The organism is Vibrio sp. 10N.286.48.F5, from assembly GCF_041469785.1.
Lineage (GTDB): Bacteria > Pseudomonadota > Gammaproteobacteria > Enterobacterales > Vibrionaceae > Vibrio > Vibrio crassostreae_C.
Genome location: NZ_JBFRLG010000003.1, coordinates 86517 through 109435, shown reverse-complemented (window position 1 = coordinate 109435; position 22919 = coordinate 86517). Strand labels below are relative to the sequence as shown.

Below are 22919 nucleotides of genomic sequence, written 5' to 3'. Positions count from 1 at the left end.
GGCTTTTTTGTACCTTGAATCTAACTTCTTACTTCTTACTTCTTACTTCTTACTTCTACAGCAGAACCCCTCCCGCTTAATCCTTTCGTCGACACTGATAAGACCACTCATACATTATGGTTATTATCAATGGAACTTATTTGAGGTCACACGCACAAAACCACAAATAATGTATGGTAATGACATAGATTTAATAATATTAATAATATTGTATTACTTAAATTTTAATTGTTGATAACTCGCGTGTGCGAAAGGTAAAGGTAGGACTTAGGTATGATTCAAATCGTTATTGATGGGAAATATCGAATCGTCGAGCAAGGACAAACCGTTCTTGAAGCGGCAAAAACATGTGGTTTGGAAATCCCATCTTTATGTGGTTTGAATAAAACAGCGGATAAAGTGCCGTGTGATTTGTGTGTTGTGGAAGTTGATGGCGTTGGTGTTACTCGCTCTTGTGAGCTTGAAGTGTCTAATGGGCTGAATATTACCACTCAGTCAAAACAGTTAACGAATCATCGACAAGAAGCGTTGAATCGCATCATGACCGATCACTACGCTGACTGTGAGGCGCCATGCCAAACAGCCTGTCCTGCTGGGGTCGACATCCAATCTTACCTGCACCATATTGCTCAAAATGATCACATTAAAGCGATTGAAGTGATCAAAAAGACATTGCCAATGCCGCTTTCAATTGGTCGTGTGTGTCCTGCTTTCTGTGAAACCGAATGTCGTCGTAACTTGGTCGATGAATCCATTGCGATTCGCCAACTCAAACGACACGCTGCCGATGCGGATCTAGCGGCTCAAGAGAGCTACATGCCAGCGAAGAAACCAAATAAAGGCAAGAGCATTGCTATTGTTGGTAGTGGCCCCGGTGGGCTTACGGCGGGTTATTACCTATCTAACGAAGGCTATGATGTCAGTGTCTATGAGTCGATGCCGCAAGCGGGTGGTTGGCTGCGTTACGGTATCCCTGAATATCGCTTACCTAAGTCGATTCTAGATAAAGAAATCGAGTTGATGTGTCGCAACGGAATGGTGGTTGAGTGCGGTAAAAAACTCGGTGTTGATTTTACACTGTCTGATTTAAGTAACGATTTTGATGCGGTTTGTTTAGCCGTTGGTGCATCGCAAGCGGTCGAGATGAATTACCCGGGTAGCGAACTCGGAGGTTGTTATTTGGGTGTCGATTATCTGAAAGATTACGTGACCGATCAGCAGTACGTCACTGGTAAAAAGGTTGCCGTGATCGGTGGCGGTAATACAGCGATTGACTGTGCTCGAACCGCAGTTCGTGATGGCGCGGATACTACGCTGATTTATCGTCGTACTCGAGATGAGATGCCAGCAGAAGATTACGAAATCGAAGAAGCTGAACATGAGGGTGTGAAGTTCCACTTCTTAACCAACCCTGCAGAAAACATAGCCGATGAAAATGGTCATGTATCAGAAATACGATTAGAACGAATGGCTTTGGGTCCTGCTGATGCTTCAGGCCGCCGCAGCCCTAAACCAACTGGCGAGTTCTTTGTTGAAGCGTTTGATACGGTTATTGCTGCCGTGTCGCAAAAGCCTGATCTGAGCTTTATGGACAATGAAGCGATTGATATTCCTCTTACTCGTTGGAATACCGCAGATGCTGATCCACAAACCATGCATACCGGAACCGGAAATATTTTCAGTATTGGTGATTTCCGACGCGGCCCTGCAACCGCAGTCGAAGCGGTGGGGGATGGGCGTATTGCTGCACAAGCGATCGATCGCTTCTTCCATGGTGATATGGACAATATTCCAGCCAAACCGTTTAACTCAAGAAAGCACAAACAGCTCAAAGCGGTGGATCCTGAGCAATACCAGTCGATACAACGCATGGCTCGTAAGGTCATGCCAGAACTAACGCCCGAGCAGCGTGAACAAAGCTTTGATGAAGTAGAAACAGGGTTTGAGAATGCTGATGCAATAGCGGAAGCTGCAAGATGTCTAGAGTGTGGCTGCCAAGCCAATACCGATTGCGACCTACGAGACTACTCGACCGAATACAAAGCAACGCAAACGCATCCAGAGTACAAAATCGATGTGGCTTCGAATGAGAGTTGGCAGGCGATTCGTGCTGAAGAAGCGAAGGTCGGGTTAACAAGGCAAAAATTTTCGGTCGATGACAGTTCTGAGTTCATTATCTTTGACGCCAACCGCTGTATTAGTTGTGGCCAGTGTATTCAAGCATGTCGAGAACAGAATGTTCATGGCGTTCTAAGCTTCATGAATCAATCGGATGGCAAACCTGCATCAAGACCTGAATGTCGCCCTAACTTTGGGGCAGATAAGACCTTAATGGGCGACTCAAACTGCGTTCAATGTGGATCGTGTATTCAGGTGTGTCCAACCGGTGCAATGGTGGATGCTCGCGACAGAAAGCAGGGAGACACAGACGTACTCAAGAAAGTCGATACCATCTGCACCTATTGCGGTGTCGGCTGCAAGCTAACCATGCATATCGATGAGCAGAAAAACAAAATCCGCTATATCGAAGGCGGAGACTCTCCGGTTAATGAAGGCATGTTGTGTGTTAAGGGACGATTTGGCTTCGATTTTGTGGGCAGCGATGCGCGTTTAACCACACCATTAATTCGTAAAGATGGCTGGTTGCAACCTGCAAGTTGGGATGAGGCAGTTAAGCTTATTGCCGAGAAGTTTACTGCGATTAAGCAAGGCTTTGGCAGTAACGCTTTAGCGGGGTTCTCGTCGGCGAAAACCACCAATGAAGATAACTATGCCTTCCAAAAATTCATACGTCGTGAACTCGGTACCAATAACGTCGATCACTGTGCGCGCCTTTGTCACGCATCTACTGTTACTGGTTTAGAGGCTTCGCTAGGTAGCGGGGCGATGACCAATGATATTCCAAGCATCAAGCACTCAGATGTGATCTTTATTATTGGCTCCGACACCACGTCAGCACACCCAATTATTGGCTCGCATATCAAGCAAGCTGTGAGACATGGTGGAGCGAGATTGATCGTTGCCGATCCAAAACGAATCGATATTGCTGACCATGCTGAACTTTATTTAGCGCACCGACCGGGTACTGATGTAATGTTGATCAATGGTGTGATGCAGCAAATCATCAAACACGGTTGGTACGACCAAGAGTATATCGAAGACCGTGTGGATGGCTTTGATACCTTGCTTCAAGAGGTAATGTCACCAAGTTATTCACTAGACAAAGTGGAGCTGGTAACTGGCGTTAAAGCGGAAGACATCTTCGCAATGGCGCGATTGATTGGTACTGCAGAGCGTACAGCGGTGTACTACTCGATGGGCATTACGCAACATACCACTGGTCACGATAACGTTCGATCAATCGCTAACCTACAGCTCTTGTGTGGCAATATCGGAATTGAAGGCGGCGGTATCAACCCATTACGTGGTCAATCCAATGTTCAGGGTGCGTGTGACATGGGCGCATTGCCAAATAACCTTCCGGGTTATCAGAAAGTGTACAACCCAATGGTTCGTCAAAAATTCGCGATGGAGTGGGGTGTTTCTGACCTACCGGCTGAAACAGGCTTAACGTTGACCGAAATTATTGATGGAGCGTGTCATCGAGATGTTCGTGGTCTGTACGTAATGGGCGAGAACCCAGTGCTGAGTGACCCGAACCAAGCGCATGTGATTGAAGGTCTTGAAGCGTTAGATTTCCTCGTGGTTCAAGATATTTTCTTAACCGAAACCGCTCAATATGCCGATGTGGTGCTACCGTCTTGCTCGTTTGCTGAGAAGTCTGGTCATTTTACTAATACCGAGCGTCGTGTTCAGCGTATTAACCCGGCGGTATTGCCTCCAGGTGAAGCGAAAGAAGATTGGGTGATTATCCAAATGTTGGCTAATGCGATGGGCGGCAATTGGGAATATGACTCGGTTGCTGATATCACCAATGAGATAGCGCGTGTCACGCCACAGTATGGTGGTTTACGTTGGGAGAACATTACGGTGAACGGCGTGCAATGGCCAAGTAATAAGAACAACCCTGATGGCACACGTATCATGCACCAGACCCAATTTACGCGTGGGCGTGGTCAAATGGAGGCGATTCCGTTTAGATACGCTGCTGAGCTACCGGATGCGGAATACCCGTTAGTATTAACGACAGGCCGTATTCTAGAACAGTTCCACACCGGAACCATGACACGTAAAACAAAAGGGTTGGATAACTTAGCAGGGCCGCGTGCCATGGTGAGTGTTCATGATGCTGAAGCGCTAGGTATCTCGAATGGTCAGATGCTTAAGGTCTCAACACGTCGTGGTGAAATCGAAATCGCGGCCTTTGTGACTAAACGAATGCAAAAGGGTGTGGTATTTATTCCATTCCATTTTGTTGAATCACCAGTTAACCGTTTGACTACCACAGCGACTGATCCACACGCGAAGATCCCTGAATTTAAGGTGGCGGCTGTGCGTATTGATCCTATTCGTGAGCCTGAGTGTGAAGTAACAGAGGCTTAATCATATTAGCTCGGTGAAGACGGCTGGCATTAAAAAGCCGCGTAACTCTCAGAGTTATGCGGCCTTTTTATCGAGCTAGATTCAGTATCAATAACTGAGTCGTTTCGCTTTAATTTAGATGAGCTTAGTTTTGAACAATTTCGCTACCGTGAACACCAAATTGCTTAGCAGCGTAGGCAACGCGCTCTGCTGGTTTTGGGTATTCAGCCGGTGTGCCCAGGTTTTCAATATGATGCAAGCGAGGTAATAAACCTGCGCCGTTTGCAATCTGTATTGCTAATCCAGGGCGAGCGTTTAGCTCCAGTACCATCGGGCCTTCTTCTTGGTCTAAAACCATGTCCGTACCCATGTAACCAAGGCCTGTCATTTCCCAAGCACTTGATGCAAGGGTCAGCAGTTTCTCCCAATGCGGCACCTGAAGTAGCGCCAACTCTTTACCCGTATCTGGGTGGTGTGTCACTGGATGGTCAAACTGAACCGCACGAACGGCCTTGCCGGTTGCGATACAAATACCGACACCCACAGCACCTTGGTGCAAGTTCGCCTTACCATCAGAAGCCGAAGTCGATAGACGCATCATCGCCATTACAGGGTAGCCCTTGAATACAATGATTCGTACATCTGGTACACCCTCGTAACTGAAGCCGTCAAAACACTCGTCAAACTTGATGAGGTTTTCAACTACAGCAACATCGTTCTTACCACCGAGTGAGAAAAGACCCGCGAGAGCGTTACTGATGTGGCGCTCTACATCTTCTTCATTGATAGTCGAACCCGATGGCTTGGTGTAAACGCCGTCCTTGTGAGAAGTCACAACAAGGATACCTTTACCACCACTGCCTTGAGCTGGCTTGATTACGAAACCCGGCCACTCTTTTACCATCTTGTGGATTGTTTTTACTTCAGCTTGATGACCAATCACGCCAATCAGTTTTGGTACAGTAGCACCAGCCTGTTCAGCAATGATCTTCGTCTTAAGCTTGTCATCAACGAGTGGATACTTGGAACGATCATTGTAGCGACCAATATAACTATGGTTACGCTTGTTCATCCCCATTATGCCTTTGTCTTTCAACTTAAACGGTGAAGTAAATTGATCAAACATAACTTAGTCCTCCGCTAGCGGTTTAAAGCGACGAAGCTCTGTTAGACGGTAGCCTGTATAGTTACCTAGTAGCAAGATGGTCGCTAGAATAACAAGCTGTAAACCAATAAAGTTAAACGTTAAGTGTTGAATGAATGGGTTAGTCATACCTAGGTAAACAAGAACCGCAGTAAATAGAGAGCCGCCGCCTTGCAGTACGACTTCTTTCGCACCTTCTTCTTCCCATAGGATAGACATACGTTCGATAGTCCAAGATAGGATAATCATAGGGAAGAACGTAATAGATAGACCTTCAGTCAGACCCACTTTAAACGCGACTACAGTAAACACAGAGATAATCATGATTACCGTGATGATTACGGCGGATATCCTGGCTACCAAGAGCAAGTTGAGTTTGGACAAGTAACTTCGAATAATCAGACCCGTACCTACAATAAGCAGGAAGCCAACAATACCCGTTACCAGTTGTGTTTGTACAAAGGCTACCGCAATCAGTACTGGCATGAACGTACCAGACGTTTTCAGGCCGATGATGACACGTAGGAACACAACAATCAGAGCACCGATAGGAATCAGCATGATGGTTTTAAACATCGCTTGCTCTTCTAACGGTAGGCTGTGAATTGAAAGGTTTAACAGTTGATCAGCAGAGACTTTACTATTGGTTGCTTCCGTTGGTGAAACCTCTTGAGCAATCATAGAGAAGTGAACTTTACTGTTCTGACCGCCAACAACATCCAGTAGAGAAACGTTTGATTCGTCCCAGATGAGTAGGTTTGGTTGGACTTGTTGTTCGCTTGATTCAGGAGAGAATAGAACCCACTCGTCGTTATCCCAGATCTGAATCATGTTTTGAATCGACTGACGACGACGACCATCTTCTAGCTCGATAACACCAACCACTTTGTTGTGTATTTTCGCCGCTGAAAGTAGCTTGTGTGTCGCTTCCACTTTGGTCATGTTGTTCAGAATCAGCGCTGAGTTTTGGCTGTCTGGATCATTAAGTGTTTTGATGAGCTCACGGGTAAAAGTGATATTGTCTGCAGAACGCTTTGTTGCTCTGTCAATAAGAGCTAGAGACGCCGCTTCTTCCGGGCCGTCGAAGCTTGGTTGAACCACTTCACCTTCTGGTGGTGTGTCGTTCACTTTAGCTTGGTTGTCGACTAGGAATTGTGTCTTGTAGTAGATGGTTTGAGGGCCATCTGCGTAACGAATAGACCACTCTGCACGACGACCTGACTCAGTATTTAAGTAAGAAATACCGTAACCTGGTGATGAAGCCGATTCGCCGATAAGTGTGTAGTTAGACTGAGTATGAGGAGCCGCTAAGGAAACTTTTGCTTCTTTGCCTACTGCGTTGAACTCAATACGAGCTTCAACGTCCCAAACCTGCCTGGTTTCCCCTGGAGTCCAAGGTACACCGTAGGTCGTATGTCTGAACATACTCAGTGTTATGCCTGCCACGATAAGCAGGAATATAGAGATATAAAATGGAATTCTTGACGTCATAGCTTACCCTACTATTGTTATTTAACTTCCGTTTGTACGTACTTTTTACTTACATCTACTAGCGCTATGTCTTTGATAAATTCGCGCCCTAGTAATACAGGGTGACTCATTTGAGAGCGATCCGCCAATGTAAATTGCGCTTTTTCATGGATTTTTCCAACTTTAACCCATAATTCAATCACAGCTCGACGTTCTGTCTGATCATTCGTTGATTGGCGGATTTTCACATAACGTACAACAGGCGCTTCAATCCATTTCTGGTCTTCTTTAGCTTGGGCTTTGTCGTCTAGGTGAAATTTAACCCAGTTCTTGCCGTTACGTTCGAATTCTTTGATATCGACAGCGTTTAAAGAAGAGGTGGTTGCACCTGTATCAACACGAGCATCAAAGCTTTGCTTGATAGAGTCGATAAACACTTTTTCGATGCCGCCAAGGATAGTCGGTTGTGATATAGGAGCGATAGGAGCAACGGCAATAGCGACCGGTTCCTCTTCCTCTAGCTCTCCAATAACCTTGTGTTCCATGCTCGTTAGATGGGTATCTAATTGACTAGAAAGGGTAGTAATTTCGTCTTCTAAGCTTTCAATATAGTCACTTTGATTGCTTAGTTGCAGTTCAAGATTTTGAACCTTATTTGCGATGTTTGTCTCTGAGCGGGAAATAGCGTCGAGAGTTTCTTGGTGGTAGGTAGCACCATTTGTAAGAGTACAACCAGAGAGCAAACCAACCGCCACAATAGGCGATAATCGCTTAAACATAAAAAAACCTTTGAGAATTAGAGAATAGTTCAGACTATTTAGAAGTTTAGCCCACAAAAAAGGATGCGTGAAGCATCCTATTGTAAGAGTCTGGTCATATTGAATCGCAATGTGAGCGCTACGCCAATTATTGCTATTTGGAAGAGCTCACTTATTAAACATAAGTCAATTTTTGTTCAATTCTTAAGCTAAGGAAGCAAGGTTCACCGCGAAATTAACAGTGGCTTTTTGACCATGCAAGCAATTGTTTTGCTGCCTTAATAGGCTTGTGCTTTATTTACTCAATATGTCACTGCTTTGTGGGCAGTAAATCTATGGCTTTGTTGCTACCAGAATCGCACGTCTCGGTGCAGGGTGACCTTCAACCGTTTTACTTGGATCGTTCGGATCGAGGTAATCTGGAAGAGAGTTGTGTGTCATCCATTCTGTGGTGCGTTGTTCACCAATTGTCGTGACATTTTCGTCAACGATTCGTACGTCTTCAAAACCAACTTGTTCTAGCCAGCGTTTCAGTGCGCGAGCTGAAGGGAAGAAGTAGACGTTTCTCATTTGCGCGTAACGGTCAACCGGAACTAATACTGCGTTCTCATCGCCTTCAATCACCAAGGTTTCAAGAACCAGTTCACCGCCAGACACCAATTGGTCTTTCAGTTGAATCAAGTGGTCCAGTGGTGAACGACGGTGGTATAGCACGCCCATGCTGAATACAGTGTCGTACGCTTCCAGTTTTGGTAGTTGTTCAATACCTAGAGGTAAAAGGTGCGCACGTTGGTCATCGCCCATCAACTTACGGATCGCTTCAAACTGAACCAAGAAAAGGTGAGAAGGGTCGATACCTACTGTAAGACGAGCGCCTTCGCCAAGCATGCGCCACATGTGGTAACCATTGCCACAACCTACATCGAGCACAGAACGGTTTTTAAGTGGTGAGATATGTGGAAGCACACGATCCCATTTCCAGTCACTGCGCCATTCTGTATCGATATGAATGTCGTGAACCGTGTAAGGACCTTTTCTCCAAGGGTGGAAAGTCTTTAGCAAGCTTTCTAACTTTTTAAGTTCACCCGTGTGGAACGGTGTAGAGCTGCCAATGGTCACTGAGTTTTTCAGATCAACTTGGTCAGGCACACCTTGTGGAATCTTGTTCAATGCACGTAACCAGCGGTCGAAGTCACCGTGCTCTGCATTTTGCCAATCCGTCAGCTGTTGAGGAAGAACATTTAGCCACGGCTGAAGGCGAGTATCTTGGGCAATAAGTTGATAAAAATTGGCAAAATTAAACATAGGTTTTCACTGAGTTGGTGGTGTAGAAATTAAATTTGTCACTCGATTAAGAGTGTGGACAAACATGCTAGGGAATCTCGTTTATCGTATTTGATAAGAGATCCCCAACTCGCTCGTTCCTCGCTCTTGAGGATGACATTTTAGTACGTGCTAACGGTGTCGCGACGGTTACGTAATCTAAAGTGTTTACTTTATCGCGAACATTGAACCAAAGTTGAAACATTGGAACCAGACTTCGCTGCTTGAGAAGCCAATCTTATCAAATCGCTCTCTGTGAACAGGGATCGAATCCGGGCGCATAACGTTTTCAATAGCGCTGCGTTTCTGACTTACTTCTAGCTCGCTGTAGCCGTTAGCACGTTTGAAATCATGGTGCAGGTCGATAAGCAGTTCATTTGAGCTTTCATCTTCGAATACGTATTTTTCTGACAGGATTAAGATCCCGCCTGGGCGCAAGCCAGCATGAATTTTCTCAAGCAGAGCGTATCGATCGTCTGGAGAAAGAAATTGCAGCGTAAAGTTAAGCACCACAACAGAAGCGTCTTTGATTTCCACTTCACGGATGTCGGCTTCAATCACTTCTACCGGTGTGTCACTGCGGTAAGCATTAACGTGCAATTTGCAGCGCTCAACCATGGCTTCTGAATTATCGATCGCGAAAATCGTGCAGCCTTCTTGCTGAATGTGACGACGCATAGAAAGTGTCGCAGCACCAAGCGAGCAGCCAAGGTCGTAAATATTTGAGTGTGGCTTTACAAAGCGCTCAGCCAGCATGCCGATTGCAGAGATGATATTGCTATAGCCAGGCACCGAACGTTGAATCATATCCGGAAATACTTCAGCAACCCTTGCATCAAAGGTGAAGTCTCCAATTTTATCAATAGGAGCGGAAAAGATATTGTCTGTGTTGCTCATAGCATTTTCTCTCGACAGTCAGCGTAATTGGCACAAAATTCGTACCAAATAAAAGGGGGCGTATTTTACGTAAAAAAAACGCCACTGTCACGAAAACTGAGATTTAGCTCAAGGTTCGAAGCTACTTACAAGTGAGAGGTTAAAACATCGAGATTTGGTGATTGCCTTTTTGAGCTGGAAACTGAGCCAGTTCGGGCAGTAATAATGATGTATTTTCAGAGACTTGCTTTTGTAGCCTCTTATAAATAGCAATCGCAAGTTCAGGTGCGTGGTTATTGTCTGGGGTGTGGATCATTAAATAGGGCTGCTTGCCTTCATTAAGCCAGTTTGGGATTTTGGCAAACCAAGGCTTAAAAAACTCAATATTAGGTTCTTGGTCTGGGTGACCAATAAATCGAATCATCGGGTTATTGGCGGTAGCAATTGCATGAACAGGAACACGCGGTTTTTTCTGATGCGCATCGATCACCGCTTCTGTGGTGGGTGGCGCAGAGAAAACGGGGCGGCTGTCCATAATGATGCGATTGATGCCTTCCTCAACCAGCCATTGGTTGAAGCGTTTTTCCGCATCGCCCTTATCAAAGAAACCTAAGTGTCGAACTTCGACGCCAAGCTGCATATCTTTTGGGAATAAGGTGCAAAACTTTTGTAGGGCAGGCAGCATGCTGGGCTCAAAACTGTGCGGCAGCTGAATCGTCCATTGACCAATACGGTCATGCAGTGGCGACATAGTCATCAAGAACTCTTTGAGTTCGGCTTGGCAGTGTCTCAGTTGTTGCTGGTGGGTGATGAATTTGGGCAATTTGAAGGTGAACTTGAAATCATCGTGACTGGCGGCTTTCCAATTGTGAACGGTAGACATACTTGGCGTAGCGTAAAAGGTGGTGTTGCCCTCAACGGTATGGAAAACTTGGGTGTATTTTTCCAAGCGTTCGGCAGGCTTGGTGCCTTTACCGTAGAACTGACTTTGCCACTCAGAATGAGACCACATAGTTAATCCAAGTCTTAGAGGTAAAGTTTCTGTTGTTATTACACGATTATCCATCTATTACACCGTTATCCATCACGCCATCAGTCATTACAAAAAGTTTTTGGGTTGAAACGAAAATCTACTTTACGAGAGTTTTGCTGATTAAGGTACTTTCGAGATATAATTATCGCAATTTTTTCGGTTTTGATGAATCTTTGCGCACTTGATGGGCTAAAAAGCAGCAAAGCCAGATAAAACACAATAAATTCGAATGTGGAAGGTCGATTTTAAGCGAGTTTCCGCGTATAAATGTTCCTTTGCTCTGTTGTGTGGAATGACCACTGACAGCTTGGAAATTAGTAAATAATTAAGAGATTGGGAAATTCATTATGCGTACCCATTACTGTGGTAACCTGAACAAGTCCCTGGCGGGACAAACTGTAGAATTGTGCGGCTGGGTAAACCGTCGCCGTGATTTAGGCGGTCTTATCTTTATTGATATGCGTGATCGTGAAGGCATCGTTCAGGTTGTTGTCGATCCAGATATGAAAGATATCTTCCCGATCGCTAACCAACTGCGTAATGAATTCTGTATCAAGTTTACTGGTGAAGTACGAGTTCGTCCGGACAGCCAAGTAAATAAAGACATGGCTACTGGTGAAGTAGAACTTTACGCGACGGGTCTAGAGATCATTAACCGTTCAGAAGCGCTTCCACTAGACTTCAACCAAACGAACTCTGAAGAGCAGCGTCTTAAGTACCGTTACATCGATCTTCGTCGTCCAGAAATGAGCGACCGTATTAAGCTTCGTGCACGTGCTTCTAGCTTCGTTCGTCGTTTCCTAGATGAGAACTTATTCCTAGACATCGAAACGCCAGTACTAACGAAAGCGACACCAGAAGGTGCTCGTGACTACCTAGTACCAAGCCGTGTTCACAAAGGTAGCTTCTACGCACTTCCTCAATCTCCTCAGCTTTTCAAGCAACTGCTGATGATGTCTGGTTTTGACCGTTACTACCAAATCGTTAAATGTTTCCGTGATGAAGATTTACGTGCTGACCGTCAGCCTGAATTTACTCAAATCGATATCGAAACATCTTTCATGACTTCTCAAGAAGTACGTAACGTGACTGAGAAGCTTGTTCACGATATGTGGAAAGAACTTCTAGATGTTGAACTAGGTCAATTCCCAGTAATGCCTTTCTCTGAAGCGATTCGTCGTTTCGGTTCTGATAAGCCAGATCTACGTAACCCACTAGAGCTAGTGGACGTTGCTGACTTGGTTAAAGATGTTGAATTCAAGGTATTCTCTGGCCCAGCTAACGACGAAAAAGGTCGCGTAGCAGTTATCCGTGTTCCAGGTGGTGCTAAGCTAACTCGTAAGCAAATCGACGGCTACGCTGAACACGTAAACATCTACGGCGCGAAAGGCCTAGCTTGGATGAAGGTTAACGACCGTGCTGCAGGCATGGAAGGTATTCAATCTCCAGTTGCTAAATTCCTAAGCGAAGACGTAATCAACGGTATTCTAGATCGTACTCAAGCTGAATCTGGCGATATCATTCTGTTCGGCGCAGACAAAGCGGGCATCGTTGCTGAAGCAATGGGCGCACTTCGTCTTAAACTAGGTACGGATCTAGAGCTAACAGACACATCTGCATGGGCTCCACTGTGGGTTGTTGACTTCCCAATGTTCGAAGAAGACGGCGAAGGTAACCTACACGCAATGCACCACCCATTCACATCACCACTAGGTGTGAACGCGGAAGAGCTAAAAGCGAACCCAGCAGCAGCAAATTCTGATGCATACGACATGGTAATCAACGGCTACGAAGTAGGCGGCGGTTCTGTACGTATCCACAACGCAGAAATGCAAACAGCGGTATTTGGTATCCTAGGTATCGAAGCACAAGAGCAACAAGAGAAGTTCGGCTTCCTACTTGAAGCGCTTAAGTACGGCACGCCACCGCACGCTGGTCTAGCATTCGGTCTTGACCGTCTAGCAATGCTGCTTTGTGGTACTGAGAACATCCGTGACGTTATCGCATTTCCGAAAACAACAGCTGCAGCATGTCTACTGACAGACGCGCCAAGCCTAGCGAACCCAGCATCACTGGAAGAGCTAGCAATCGCAGTTAAATTGGCAGAGAAAAAAGAGCAAGCGTAAGCCTGTTATCTTTTCTTGTTGATGAAGAGATCCTAGTTGATAGAGAGCTCTCAATTAATTAGCCAAGACTTGCCAGTAAATTAGAGAATGCCCGTTAATTTGACGGGCATTTTTTTTTGCGTTCGATATACTAAGCTCATAAAGCATGTATAAATAATCAGTATTGAAGTTATGTCTATTATCTTAGGAATTGACCCTGGCTCGCGTATTACCGGCTATGGCGTGATTCGTCAAAATGGTCGCCATCTATATTACTTAGGTAGCGGTTGTATTCGCACCTCTGAAAAAGAACTGCCGGGCCGACTCAAACAAATCTACGCCGGTGTGAGCGAAATCATCACTCAGTTTCAACCGGATGTGTTTGCGATAGAACAGGTCTTCATGGCGAAGAATGCGGATTCTGCACTTAAGCTGGGACAAGCGCGTGGCAGTGCGATCGTAGCGGCTGTAAATGCGGATCTGCCTGTTCATGAATACGCGGCTCGTTTAATTAAGCAAGCGGTGACAGGTAATGGTGGTGCGGACAAGTCTATGGTTCAGAACATGGTGATGAGCATGCTTAAGCTACCTGCCAAGCCACAGGCCGATGCAGCCGATGCCCTGGGCGTAGCGATCACTCACGCTAACACCAATAAAACCTTGATTGCGCTTGCGGGTAAAGCAACGGGTGCAAGAAAAGGGCGTTACCGTTAATTCTCATTCTCTTGTAAGCTCCTAACATACAGCCTTTAGACCTATTCCATCGATGAGCCTCACGCCCTGTTTGGCTCATATCAAAACACTACGCTGCTAAATCCTTGATGAAATGAGATCTTTCGAACAGAACCCAGATAATAACATTGCGTATCATTTAACATGTTATTAACATTGGTCGGAGGTCTAACAAGTTAATCAAGGATGATCACTGATGAACCCTATCAAGTTGTGGCGCGCGCTGTTTTTACCCAAAAGTAATGGGTGGAGTAACAACGAAGTCAGACAAGCCGATATCTTATTACTCTTTACCTTTATCGCCTTCTTTGTGGGTGTCTACAGCTTAATCAAATGGACCAAGCACGAAGAGCAACTTCTGATCGCCACATCTGTGTTCCTTATCGTGTTTGAACTGATCTCCGCACTGCTGTTGCGTGTTACCAGTAAGCCCAGTCTTGCTCTCAATTTTGGCTTTGTGGGGATGGCGGTACACGCCCTCAATATTATCTATCAAAGCGGTGGTGTGGTGGCGTCAACACAGGCTTATTGGGTGCCTTTGTTAGTGGTCGCTTTTTTCTTGTCAGGAACACGCATTGTCGCCTTGGTATGGAGTGGGTTAGTGATCGGGGTTTCATTGGTGATGACGTCGGGTCACCTTAATGGCTTTGAATTTCCGCAGTTAGTACTTACTCCTGAAGCGGTGGTGGTTGAAACCTGGTCTGGTGTGATCATGCCGTTGGTGGTGATTTGCATTGCTCAAGCGTTTACCGCGAAGCAAAAAGAGATCGCAATCGAAATAGCGGAAGAAGCGATTTCAGAAAGCCAGCAGGTTGCCAATCAAGCAACTCAAAGTGAAGCGCGCTTATCGGTTGTGCTAGACCAAGCCAATTCGAATTCAGAAAGCTTACAGGGTGTCTCTGTTCATCTAGAACAACAGTCACAAGACTTACATGGTCAAGTCGAGGTGTTGAACATAAATTGTGAATCCCAAGCGAGTGCGGCAGAACAGATGAGCCAACAACTGCATCAGATGACACAAGGCATCGAGGAATCTAATTCATTTGTGGGTGAACTAAAAGAGCGCAGCGAAGCCGTTGGCACCAAAGCTCAAAAAAGTTCTGAGTCACTTGAGGCCTCGACCAGTGCAATCAGCCAAATTATTCAAAGCAACCAAGAGATCATGAAGGTCGCGGATCTGATTACGTCGGTTGCTGAACAAACTAATTTGTTGGCATTAAATGCGGCCATAGAAGCGGCTCGCGCAGGAGAACAGGGAAGAGGATTTGCGGTAGTTGCCGACCAAGTGAGAGAGTTATCGGCGAAAAGCAGTCATTCCGCAATAGAAATTCGAACCCTGTTGGACCGCAGTAAAGACGAAGTGGCGCATGGACGAGCGATTATTGAGACGACTGCGAATGAGATGAACGGCATCATCTCCGAGGTTCAAACTATCTCGACTGACGTCAATCAGCTGACCAACATTATGGCGATGCAGATGAATTCCTTGAAAGAGCTCGATCTCGCGAGTTCAGAAGTGGCGCAAAGTGTCGCGGAAACTAAATCTGTTTCAGGGTTAGTGGCCAATTATGGTTCTGAACTCACAGGACATGTTACCTCTGTCAAAGAGCTGGTCGAAAGCCTAAATAACGTGGTTTCACAAGCCAAACAAGCGTAAATAAATCACCCGAATAAACACAAAGAACTGGATAAGCATCCAGTTCTTTTATATTCTGTCCCTCAAATTATATTCCACCAAGAGAGTGAATTGTGATCGGACGTCTACGCGGTACATTAATAGAAAAACAGCCACCAGAGTTATTAATTGAAGTGAGTGGCGTTGGCTATGAAGTTCAAATGCCAATGAGCTGTTTTTATGAATTACCAAACGTTGGCGAAGAGGCAATTATCTACACTCACTTTGTTGTTCGTGAAGATGCACAACTGCTTTACGGCTTCAACACAGTTAAAGAACGCGCGCTGTTCCGTGAAGTCATTAAAGCGAATGGTGTTGGTCCTAAGCTTGGCCTTGGTATCCTTTCAGGTATGACGGCGAGTCAGTTTGTTCAGAGTGTTGAACGTGAAGATATTTCTACACTAGTGAAACTACCGGGTGTCGGTAAGAAAACCGCAGAACGTCTTGTTGTTGAAATGAAAGACCGCCTGAAAGGATGGGGCGCAGGAGACTTGTTTACGCCTGCAACGGATGCAGCACCGATTGACTCTATGCCAACGGTTCATGACGCTGAAGAAGAAGCGGTAAGTGCACTACTTGCATTAGGCTACAAGCCCACTCAAGCTTCTAAGGTTGTTTCTCAAGTGGCTAAAGAAGGCATGACAAGCGAACAACTGATTCGTGATGCCTTGAAGTCGATGGTTTAATTAAAACCTAAATCGCGATATAAGCTCAGTATTGCATCACGTTTATCTATAGCGAGTACTATCTCGTTAGAATATGCTTAGTATTCATGTGCTCCACTATTGGTGAGCGACTAAGCAAGACTTAAAGATAACAGAGTTAACACTCTTAAATTGGAACCCTCTATGATTGAAGCTGATCGCCTCATTGCTCCTGATAATCCGGTCTTTAAAGATGAAGATGTTATTGACCGCGCGATAAGACCGAAAGCATTAGCCGACTATCAAGGTCAGGATCACGTTCGTGGCCAGATGGAGATTTTCATCAAAGCGGCACAACTGCGTAACGAGGCGCTCGACCATCTGTTGATATTTGGCCCTCCAGGCTTGGGTAAAACCACGTTGGCGAACATTGTTGCCAATGAGATGGATGTCAACATTCGTACGACTTCAGGCCCTGTTCTAGAAAAAGCAGGCGACCTAGCGGCGTTACTGACCAATCTCGAAGAAAATGATGTCCTGTTCATTGATGAGATTCACCGTTTAAGCCCTGTGGTTGAAGAGGTGTTGTACCCTGCAATGGAAGACTACCAATTAGATATCATGATTGGTGAAGGCCCAGCGGCACGCTCTATCAAGATTGACCTTCCTCCTTTTACTTTGATTGGCGCAACCACTCGTGCTGGCTCACTGACATCGCCGTTACGTGACCGTTTTGGTATTACTCAGCGTCTTGAGTACTACAAGGTTGAAGATCTACAAAACATCGTTCAGCGCAGTGCAGATTGCCTTGGTCTTTCTATGGAGTCCGAAGGGGCGCTAGAAGTTGCTCGCCGAGCTCGTGGTACGCCACGTATTGCTAACCGTCTACTGCGCCGTGTTCGTGATTATGCGGAAGTAAAAGGCGACGGGCATATTTGTCCGGAGGTTGCTGACAAAGCGCTAAACATGTTGGATGTCGATGCTAAAGGTTTCGACTACATGGATAGAAAGCTTCTGCTGGCGATTATGGAGAAGTTTGGTGGTGGTCCGGTAGGTATCGACAACATGGCTGCCGCGATTGGTGAAGAGAGAGACACTATTGAAGATGTGTTAGAACCTTACTTGATTCAACAAGGTTACCTACAAAGGACGCCAAGAGGTCGAATCGCGACCGACAGAGCGTATTTACACTTTGGAATAGATAAACCCTCCAATCGTTAAATTATTCATTTTTAAAGATCCCAGTTGCATAAGCGCTGGGTTTTTTTGCTTTTTACTGAATAACAACTCTTTGCGCGAGTCGATAAAAAGATCGAAAAGGGAGCTTCAAAAATGGAAACTTTGATTTCAGGTTTGATTTAGATAACAGGAAATGAAATAAGTTGTCATATTTTTTGTTAATACTTTATAGGTAGTTGTAATTCGGATGTTGAGGCGGTGCTGAGCATTTGTCACAGATATCATGCGCTGTTATTAAGACAAGCATAATTGGTGTGATTTTAATCATAATTGTACAAAAATAACTCTAATTTGCTCGAATAAATTTGATACAAATCAACGCAGGGTTCTCCCATAAACCTTTTGAAACATACTGATTTTACCAGTAATATTAGCGCCAGCTATATTAGCTCATGCTTAACAATAATCTAACTATAACGGTACGTTTTTGCTACAAATTTCAACTTGTAATAACAATTACACAAATTGTTTTAACATGGATTTTTGCGGTGAATAATCACACAAGTGTCATTCAGCCGACACAAAGGAGTTACCATGATTGATGTTGTTGATCTGTCGCGATTGCAGTTTGCATTTACAGCGATGTATCACTTCCTATTTGTTCCACTGACTTTAGGTATGGCATTTCTACTTGCCATTATGGAGTCAGTTTATGTAATGACTGGCAAGCAAATTTACAAGGACATGACCAAGTTCTGGGGTAAATTGTTTGGTATTAACTTTGCTCTTGGTGTAGCGACAGGCTTAACCATGGAGTTCCAGTTTGGTACTAACTGGTCTTACTATTCTCACTATGTTGGCGACATTTTTGGTGCCCCGCTAGCTATCGAAGCGCTTGTTGCATTCTTCCTAGAGTCTACTTTTGTTGGCCTATTCTTCTTCGGTTGGGACAGACTGTCAAAGCGTCAGCACTTAGCGGTAACTTGGTTAGTAGCACTTGGCTCTAACTTCTCTGCGCTTTGGATCTTGGTAGCAAACGGCTGGATGCAAAACCCAGTGGGTGCGGAATTTAACTTTGAAACTATGCGTATGGAAATGGTGAGCTTCGCTGAAGTTGTACTAAACCCAGTAGCACAAGTTAAATTCGTACACACAGTAGCGTCTGGTTACACAACGGGTGCAATGTTCATCCTTGGTATCAGCTCATACTACATTCTTAAAGGTCGTGACCTTGCCTTTGCTCGTCGTTCTTTCGCGATTGCAGCGTCTTTCGGTATGGCGGCGATCTTGTCAGTAATCGTACTAGGTGATGAATCTGGTTACGAGCTTGGTGAAGTTCAAAAAGTGAAGCTCGCTGCTGTAGAAGCGGAATGGCACACTGAAGAAGCACCAGCAGCATTTACTGTTTTTGGTATTCCGAACCAAGAGACAATGAATACTGACTACGCAATTAAAATTCCTTACGTAATGGGTATCATCGCAACGCGTTCGCTTGATACTGAAGTAACGGGCCTACGTGACCTACGTGATGACCACGTTGATCGTATCCGTACTGGTATGTACGCGTACGAGCTGCTTGAAAAGCTACGTGCAGGCGATAAGTCTGAAGAAAACATGGCTGCGTTCGACGAAGTGAAAGGTGACCTAGGTTACGGCTTGCTTCTTAAGCGCTACACAGACGACGTTGTTGATGCAACTGAAGACCAAATCCAAATGGCTGCGGATGATTCTATCCCAACAGTTTGGCCTCTATTCTGGTCATTCCGTCTGATGGTTGCTTGTGGCTTCATCATGCTGTTTGTATTCGGTGCTGCGTTTGTTCAAACGTGTCGTCAGAAAATCGAACAGAAACCATGGGTACTTAAAGCTGCGCTATTCTCAATCCCACTTCCTTGGATTGCGATTGAAGCAGGTTGGTTCGTTGCTGAGTTTGGTCGTCAACCATGGGCGGTTGGTGAAATCCTACCGGTTAACGTTGCTGCATCAGCACTGACTATTGAACAGCTTTGGACTTCTCTATTCGCTATCCTGGCACTTTACACAGTGTTCTTGATTGCTGAAGTTTACCTAATGCTGAAATTCGCACGTAAAGGTCCAAGTAGCTTGAAGACAGGCCGTTACCACTTCGAACAAAACGATAACTCTGTTGAAGACAAAGTTAGCCGTTCAGTTGAAGTATAAGTGAGGGAATATTATGTTTGATTACGAAAGCTTACGACTTATTTGGTGGGTATTGATCGGTGTTCTACTGGTTGGTTTCGCCGTAACTGATGGCTTTGATATGGGTGTTGCCGCTCTGTCACCTGTTATCGGTAAGAGCGACACTGAACGTCGTATTATGCTAAACACGATTGCCCCTCACTGGGATGGTAACCAAGTTTGGCTTATCACTGCGGGTGGTGCATTGTTTGCTGCATGGCCACTGGTTTACGCGACGTCTTTCTCTGGTTTTTACTTCGCAATGTACGTAACGCTAGCTGCACTTTGGTTACGTCCACTTGCTCTTGACTACCGTTCAAAGATCGAAGATCCAAAATGGCGCAAAACTTGGGACTACGCACTTTGCTTTAGTGGCGCAGTACCACCAATCATTTTCGGTGTGGCATTTGGTAACCTACTACAAGGTGTTCCATTTGAACTGAACGAATTTATGATGTCTAAGTACCATGGTACGTTCTTCGCTCTGCTTAACCCATTTGCATTGCTTTGTGGTGTGTTGGCTCTGATGTTGTTCGTGATGCAAGGTGCAACATGGCTTCAAATGAAGACAACAGAAGTGCTGCACGCTCGTGCTCGTAACGTTGCTCAGATCACTGGCCTAATTGCTATTGCTCTATTCGTTATTGGTGGTTTCTGGGTTCAATCTATCGAAGGCTATGTAATTACGAGCACTATCGATACGTTTGCTGACTCAAACCCACTAAACAAAGAAGTATCACTTCAAGTGGGTGCTTGGATGACAAACTTCGAAACTTATCCAGCAATGTGGGCTGCGCCGATCCTTGGTGTAGCAATGCCACTGCTTGCTGTGATTGCATCTCGCTTTGAGCGTGGTGGTTTCGCATTCTTGTTCTCAAGCCTATCGAACGCTGGTGTTATTCTAACGGCTGGTTTTGCAATGTTCCCATTCGTAATGCCATCAAGCCTGAACCCTAACCAAAGCTTGACTATGTGGGATTCAACAGCGAGTGAGCTAACGCTTGGTCTTATGACTGTCGTTGCGGCGGTAATGGTTCCTGTGATTCTTGGCTACACAACTTGGACATACTACAAAATGTTCGGTCGTCTAGATAAGAAACACATCGAAGATAACGACGTTTCAGCTTACTAAGCTAGAAGTTAAATAACTTAGGAGAAATTTTATGTGGTATTTCGCATGGATTTTGGGTGTACTTCTAGCATGTGCATTCGGCATCATCAATGCTCTATGGCTAGAGCATTCAGAAATGATGGACAAAGACAGTGAGTAATCTCGCAGAGCAAATCGCTAAGCTGCATCAACCAATGGATAAGACTCTGCTTAGAGCCTTATCCCTAGTATTGGGTTTCATGCATGTGGGTTTAGTGATGTGGGATCCTGAAGCGTATGCGACAAGCATCGGTGGCTTTAACGCGATCATCGGGCCAATGTTCATTTGGGCAGTATGCTCAAGCATGGTTTACGGTATCGGATTTAAGCCAAGAGCTTGGATGTGGCAGCTACTGTTTAGCCCATATGTTTCACTCACAATTTTGCTCTACCTAACGACGCTGCGCCTTCTATAAAAGGCAAAGGATTTAGGTTCATAACAACGTGAGCCTTTATACTTGTTGGGTTTTTAGCCAAAAAGAGGTCATCTTATACAGATGGCCTTTTTTTTCGTCTCTCAAATCAAAAAATTCACAGCGATATACTATTAATGATAAGGAGTTAGGTTATAGTGAGATCTTTATCGTTTTGGATTGTGGTAGCAAATTGCAGGGATTATCTAAGCTATTTACGTGGCCAGTGACTGTGTATTACGAAGACACCGATGCGGGTGGCGTTGTATACCATTCAAACTATCTTAAGTTTTTCGAACGCGCTCGAACTGAGATGTTGCGCTCAATTGGCGTTTCTCAGCAAGTATTGTTAGAACAAAACATCGGTTTTGTAGTCCGACATATGGACATTGATTTTATTCAAGGCGCGCGTCTTGATGATTCTTTACAAGTCATTACAAATATTTACGAGTTGAAGCGAGCTACCTTGGTCTTCTGTCAAGAGATCGTAAATCCTGATGGCAAGGCATTGTGTAAAGCAATGGTTAAGGTAGCATGTATCGATAATCAAAAAATGAAACCCAAAGCAATGCCAACATTTATTCTCACGGAGCTAACGAATAGTGACTGCTGAAATCTCAATCTTAGGCCTAATTTTAGAAGCTAGTTTACTAGTTAAGATGGTCATGCTGACTCTTATGGGCATGTCTGTTGTTTCTTGGGCGATGATCATAAAAAGAAGTAAAGTGTTATCTCAAGCTTCTAAACAAACAGAAGTGTTTGAAGACAAATTTTGGTCAGGCGTTGATCTTGCAAAACTGTACCAAGAGAGCAACAAACGCAAAGACGAGCTTTCTGGTACTGAAGAAATTTTCTACGCAGGCTTTACTGAGTTCGCTCGCCTTCGTAAATCGAATGCAACATCACCTGACTTCATTATGGAAGGCACTGGCCGTGCGATGCGCGTTGCCGTTGCTCGTGAGATTGATGAACTAGAAACTAACTTACCTTTCTTGGCGACCGTTGGCTCTATCAGCCCATACATCGGCCTATTTGGTACGGTTTGGGGCATCATGCACTCATTCATCGCATTAGGTGAAGTGAAGCAAGCGACGCTCGCAATGGTTGCTCCTGGTATTGCAGAAGCACTGATCGCAACAGCAATGGGTCTATTCGCTGCGATTCCAGCGGTAATGGCGTACAACCGCTTCAGCAGCCGAGTAGGCAAGCTAGAACACAACTACGCGACTTTCTCTGAAGAGTTTCACAGTATTCTTCACCGTCAAGCGATGGCTGGCAGGGAATAATAGATGGCTGGATACCAACCTAAAAAACGCAAAATGACAGCAGAGATTAACGTTGTACCTTACATCGACGTTATGCTTGTTTTGCTGATCATTTTTATGGTGACTTCGCCGTTTGTTACTCAAGGTGTCGACGTTGAATTGCCTCAGGCTTCAACGGCTAAGTCTGCACAAGACCTATTGGGTGACGACAACGCGAGCTTTATTATCGTTGAAGTGAACAAAGACGGTGAGCTTGGTTTGAGCGTGAATGACGAAGAAGTACAACGTGGCTTATCCATGGAAGATATTATCGTCCGAGTAAAAGCTGAGTTGTCTTTGAAGCCGAATTCTCCAGTGGCGGTTGGCGGTGATGCCGCAACGCCATACGCTGAAGTGGTTTTATTACTTGATGAATTAAGCCGTGCAGGTGTGCCAAAGGTTGGCCTTTTAACGGATATAAGGGAATAGCTC

The 22919-nt window shown here is 45.1% G+C and carries 19 protein-coding genes; 13 read left to right on the top strand and 6 right to left on the bottom strand.

Translation table 11 applies throughout. The annotated features are described in order from the left end of the window. Positions 1–273: 273 nt before the first annotated feature. Positions 274–4503: a formate dehydrogenase subunit alpha gene (gene fdhF / locus AB4185_RS02040; RefSeq protein WP_372134771.1), complete on the top strand. Its 4230-nt coding sequence runs from the start codon at positions 274–276 to the stop codon at positions 4501–4503. 124 nt (positions 4504–4627) lie between these two features. On the opposite strand, the gene AB4185_RS02035 is transcribed toward fdhF, so the two are convergent. The 6 genes from AB4185_RS02035 to AB4185_RS02010 all read right to left on the bottom strand — a co-directional run bounded on the left by AB4185_RS02035 (position 4628) and on the right by AB4185_RS02010 (position 11119). Then, complete coding sequence (locus AB4185_RS02035; RefSeq protein WP_372107050.1) at positions 4628–5608, bottom strand: alpha-L-glutamate ligase-like protein; 981 nt, start codon at positions 5606–5608, stop codon at positions 4628–4630. Positions 5609–5611: 3 nt separating this feature from the next. Continuing rightward, a complete protein-coding gene (locus tag AB4185_RS02030) occupies positions 5612–7117 on the bottom strand; it encodes an inactive transglutaminase family protein (protein WP_372134769.1) in 1506 nt (501 codons plus the stop codon). 17 nt (positions 7118–7134) lie between these two features. Beyond that, positions 7135–7875: an ATP-dependent zinc protease gene (locus AB4185_RS02025; RefSeq protein ID WP_372134767.1), complete on the bottom strand. Its 741-nt coding sequence runs from the start codon at positions 7873–7875 to the stop codon at positions 7135–7137. 312 nt (positions 7876–8187) lie between these two features. After that, entirely contained in the window at positions 8188–9159 is a 972-nt protein-coding gene (cmoB, locus tag AB4185_RS02020) for a tRNA 5-methoxyuridine(34)/uridine 5-oxyacetic acid(34) synthase CmoB (protein ID WP_009846365.1), read from the bottom strand. Positions 9160–9345: 186 nt separating this feature from the next. Further along, positions 9346–10074 (bottom strand): carboxy-S-adenosyl-L-methionine synthase CmoA, encoded by a 729-nt coding sequence (gene cmoA, locus AB4185_RS02015; protein WP_017062083.1) that lies wholly within the window; start codon positions 10072–10074, stop codon positions 9346–9348. 139 nt (positions 10075–10213) lie between these two features. After that, positions 10214–11119 carry a DUF72 domain-containing protein gene (locus AB4185_RS02010; protein WP_029235140.1) on the bottom strand — a complete coding sequence of 302 codons (906 nt, stop codon included), beginning with the start codon at positions 11117–11119 and terminating at the stop codon, positions 10214–10216. Positions 11120–11433: 314 nt separating this feature from the next. On the opposite strand from AB4185_RS02010, the gene aspS reads away from it, so the two are divergent. The 12 genes from aspS to tolR all read left to right on the top strand — a co-directional run bounded on the left by aspS (position 11434) and on the right by tolR (position 22916). Continuing rightward, the gene (gene aspS / locus AB4185_RS02005; RefSeq protein WP_017062081.1) at positions 11434–13212 is read left to right on the top strand and encodes an aspartate--tRNA ligase; all 1779 of its coding nucleotides are present in this window, start codon (positions 11434–11436) and stop codon (positions 13210–13212) included. A gap of 171 nt (positions 13213–13383) precedes the next feature. Beyond that, a complete protein-coding gene (gene ruvC / locus AB4185_RS02000) occupies positions 13384–13905 on the top strand; it encodes a crossover junction endodeoxyribonuclease RuvC (protein WP_008219936.1) in 522 nt (173 codons plus the stop codon). Between the two features lie 214 nt (positions 13906–14119). After that, the gene (locus tag AB4185_RS01995; protein ID WP_372134765.1) at positions 14120–15580 is read left to right on the top strand and encodes a methyl-accepting chemotaxis protein; all 1461 of its coding nucleotides are present in this window, start codon (positions 14120–14122) and stop codon (positions 15578–15580) included. A 92-nt stretch (positions 15581–15672) separates the two neighbouring features. Beyond that, positions 15673–16284, top strand: coding sequence for a Holliday junction branch migration protein RuvA (gene ruvA / locus AB4185_RS01990; RefSeq protein WP_008219934.1), 612 nt, complete (start codon positions 15673–15675; stop codon positions 16282–16284). 162 nt (positions 16285–16446) lie between these two features. After that, positions 16447–17463, top strand: a complete 1017-nt coding sequence (gene ruvB, locus AB4185_RS01985) for a Holliday junction branch migration DNA helicase RuvB (RefSeq protein ID WP_017062078.1) — start codon at positions 16447–16449, stop codon at positions 17461–17463. 552 nt (positions 17464–18015) lie between these two features. Beyond that, positions 18016–19602 (top strand): cytochrome ubiquinol oxidase subunit I, encoded by a 1587-nt coding sequence (gene cydA, locus AB4185_RS01980; RefSeq protein WP_017062077.1) that lies wholly within the window; start codon positions 18016–18018, stop codon positions 19600–19602. A 13-nt stretch (positions 19603–19615) separates the two neighbouring features. After that, complete coding sequence (cydB, locus tag AB4185_RS01975; protein WP_372134763.1) at positions 19616–20752, top strand: cytochrome d ubiquinol oxidase subunit II; 1137 nt, start codon at positions 19616–19618, stop codon at positions 20750–20752. A 31-nt stretch (positions 20753–20783) separates the two neighbouring features. Continuing rightward, positions 20784–20891 (top strand): cytochrome bd-I oxidase subunit CydX, encoded by a 108-nt coding sequence (gene cydX, locus AB4185_RS01970; protein ID WP_000270284.1) that lies wholly within the window; start codon positions 20784–20786, stop codon positions 20889–20891. Next, a complete protein-coding gene (gene ybgE / locus AB4185_RS01965; RefSeq protein ID WP_017067532.1) occupies positions 20884–21186 on the top strand; it encodes a cyd operon protein YbgE in 303 nt (100 codons plus the stop codon). The genes cydX and ybgE overlap by 8 nt, the downstream gene beginning before the upstream one ends. Before the next feature lie 172 nt (positions 21187–21358). Continuing rightward, the gene (gene ybgC, locus AB4185_RS01960) at positions 21359–21796 is read left to right on the top strand and encodes a tol-pal system-associated acyl-CoA thioesterase (RefSeq protein ID WP_017062074.1); all 438 of its coding nucleotides are present in this window, start codon (positions 21359–21361) and stop codon (positions 21794–21796) included. Next, a complete protein-coding gene (gene tolQ / locus AB4185_RS01955; protein WP_017063515.1) occupies positions 21786–22469 on the top strand; it encodes a protein TolQ in 684 nt (227 codons plus the stop codon). Before ybgC ends, tolQ begins: the two co-directional genes overlap by 11 nt. A 3-nt stretch (positions 22470–22472) precedes the next feature. Continuing rightward, the gene (tolR, locus tag AB4185_RS01950) at positions 22473–22916 is read left to right on the top strand and encodes a protein TolR (RefSeq protein WP_017062072.1); all 444 of its coding nucleotides are present in this window, start codon (positions 22473–22475) and stop codon (positions 22914–22916) included. Positions 22917–22919 lie beyond the last annotated feature (3 nt).

Excerpts from the sequence above, each read along its gene's own strand:
- ruvB (WP_017062078.1), top strand. The coding sequence starts at position 16,447 with ATGATTGAAGCTGATCGCCTCATTGCTCCTGATAATCCGGTCTTTAAA.
- cydB (WP_372134763.1), top strand. The coding sequence starts at position 19,616 with ATGTTTGATTACGAAAGCTTACGACTTATTTGGTGGGTATTGATCGGT.
- cydX (WP_000270284.1), top strand. The coding sequence starts at position 20,784 with ATGTGGTATTTCGCATGGATTTTGGGTGTACTTCTAGCATGTGCATTC.
- aspS (WP_017062081.1), top strand. The coding sequence starts at position 11,434 with ATGCGTACCCATTACTGTGGTAACCTGAACAAGTCCCTGGCGGGACAA.
- AB4185_RS02030 (WP_372134769.1), bottom strand. The coding sequence starts at position 7,117 with ATGACGTCAAGAATTCCATTTTATATCTCTATATTCCTGCTTATCGTG.
- cmoB (WP_009846365.1), bottom strand. The coding sequence starts at position 9,159 with ATGTTTAATTTTGCCAATTTTTATCAACTTATTGCCCAAGATACTCGC.
- cmoA (WP_017062083.1), bottom strand. The coding sequence starts at position 10,074 with ATGAGCAACACAGACAATATCTTTTCCGCTCCTATTGATAAAATTGGA.
- tolR (WP_017062072.1), top strand. The coding sequence starts at position 22,473 with ATGGCTGGATACCAACCTAAAAAACGCAAAATGACAGCAGAGATTAAC.
- ruvC (WP_008219936.1), top strand. The coding sequence starts at position 13,384 with ATGTCTATTATCTTAGGAATTGACCCTGGCTCGCGTATTACCGGCTAT.
- cydA (WP_017062077.1), top strand. The coding sequence starts at position 18,016 with ATGATTGATGTTGTTGATCTGTCGCGATTGCAGTTTGCATTTACAGCG.
- fdhF (WP_372134771.1), top strand. The coding sequence starts at position 274 with ATGATTCAAATCGTTATTGATGGGAAATATCGAATCGTCGAGCAAGGA.
- AB4185_RS02035 (WP_372107050.1), bottom strand. The coding sequence starts at position 5,608 with ATGTTTGATCAATTTACTTCACCGTTTAAGTTGAAAGACAAAGGCATA.
- AB4185_RS02010 (WP_029235140.1), bottom strand. The coding sequence starts at position 11,119 with ATGGATAATCGTGTAATAACAACAGAAACTTTACCTCTAAGACTTGGA.
- AB4185_RS01995 (WP_372134765.1), top strand. The coding sequence starts at position 14,120 with ATGAACCCTATCAAGTTGTGGCGCGCGCTGTTTTTACCCAAAAGTAAT.
- AB4185_RS02025 (WP_372134767.1), bottom strand. The coding sequence starts at position 7,875 with ATGTTTAAGCGATTATCGCCTATTGTGGCGGTTGGTTTGCTCTCTGGT.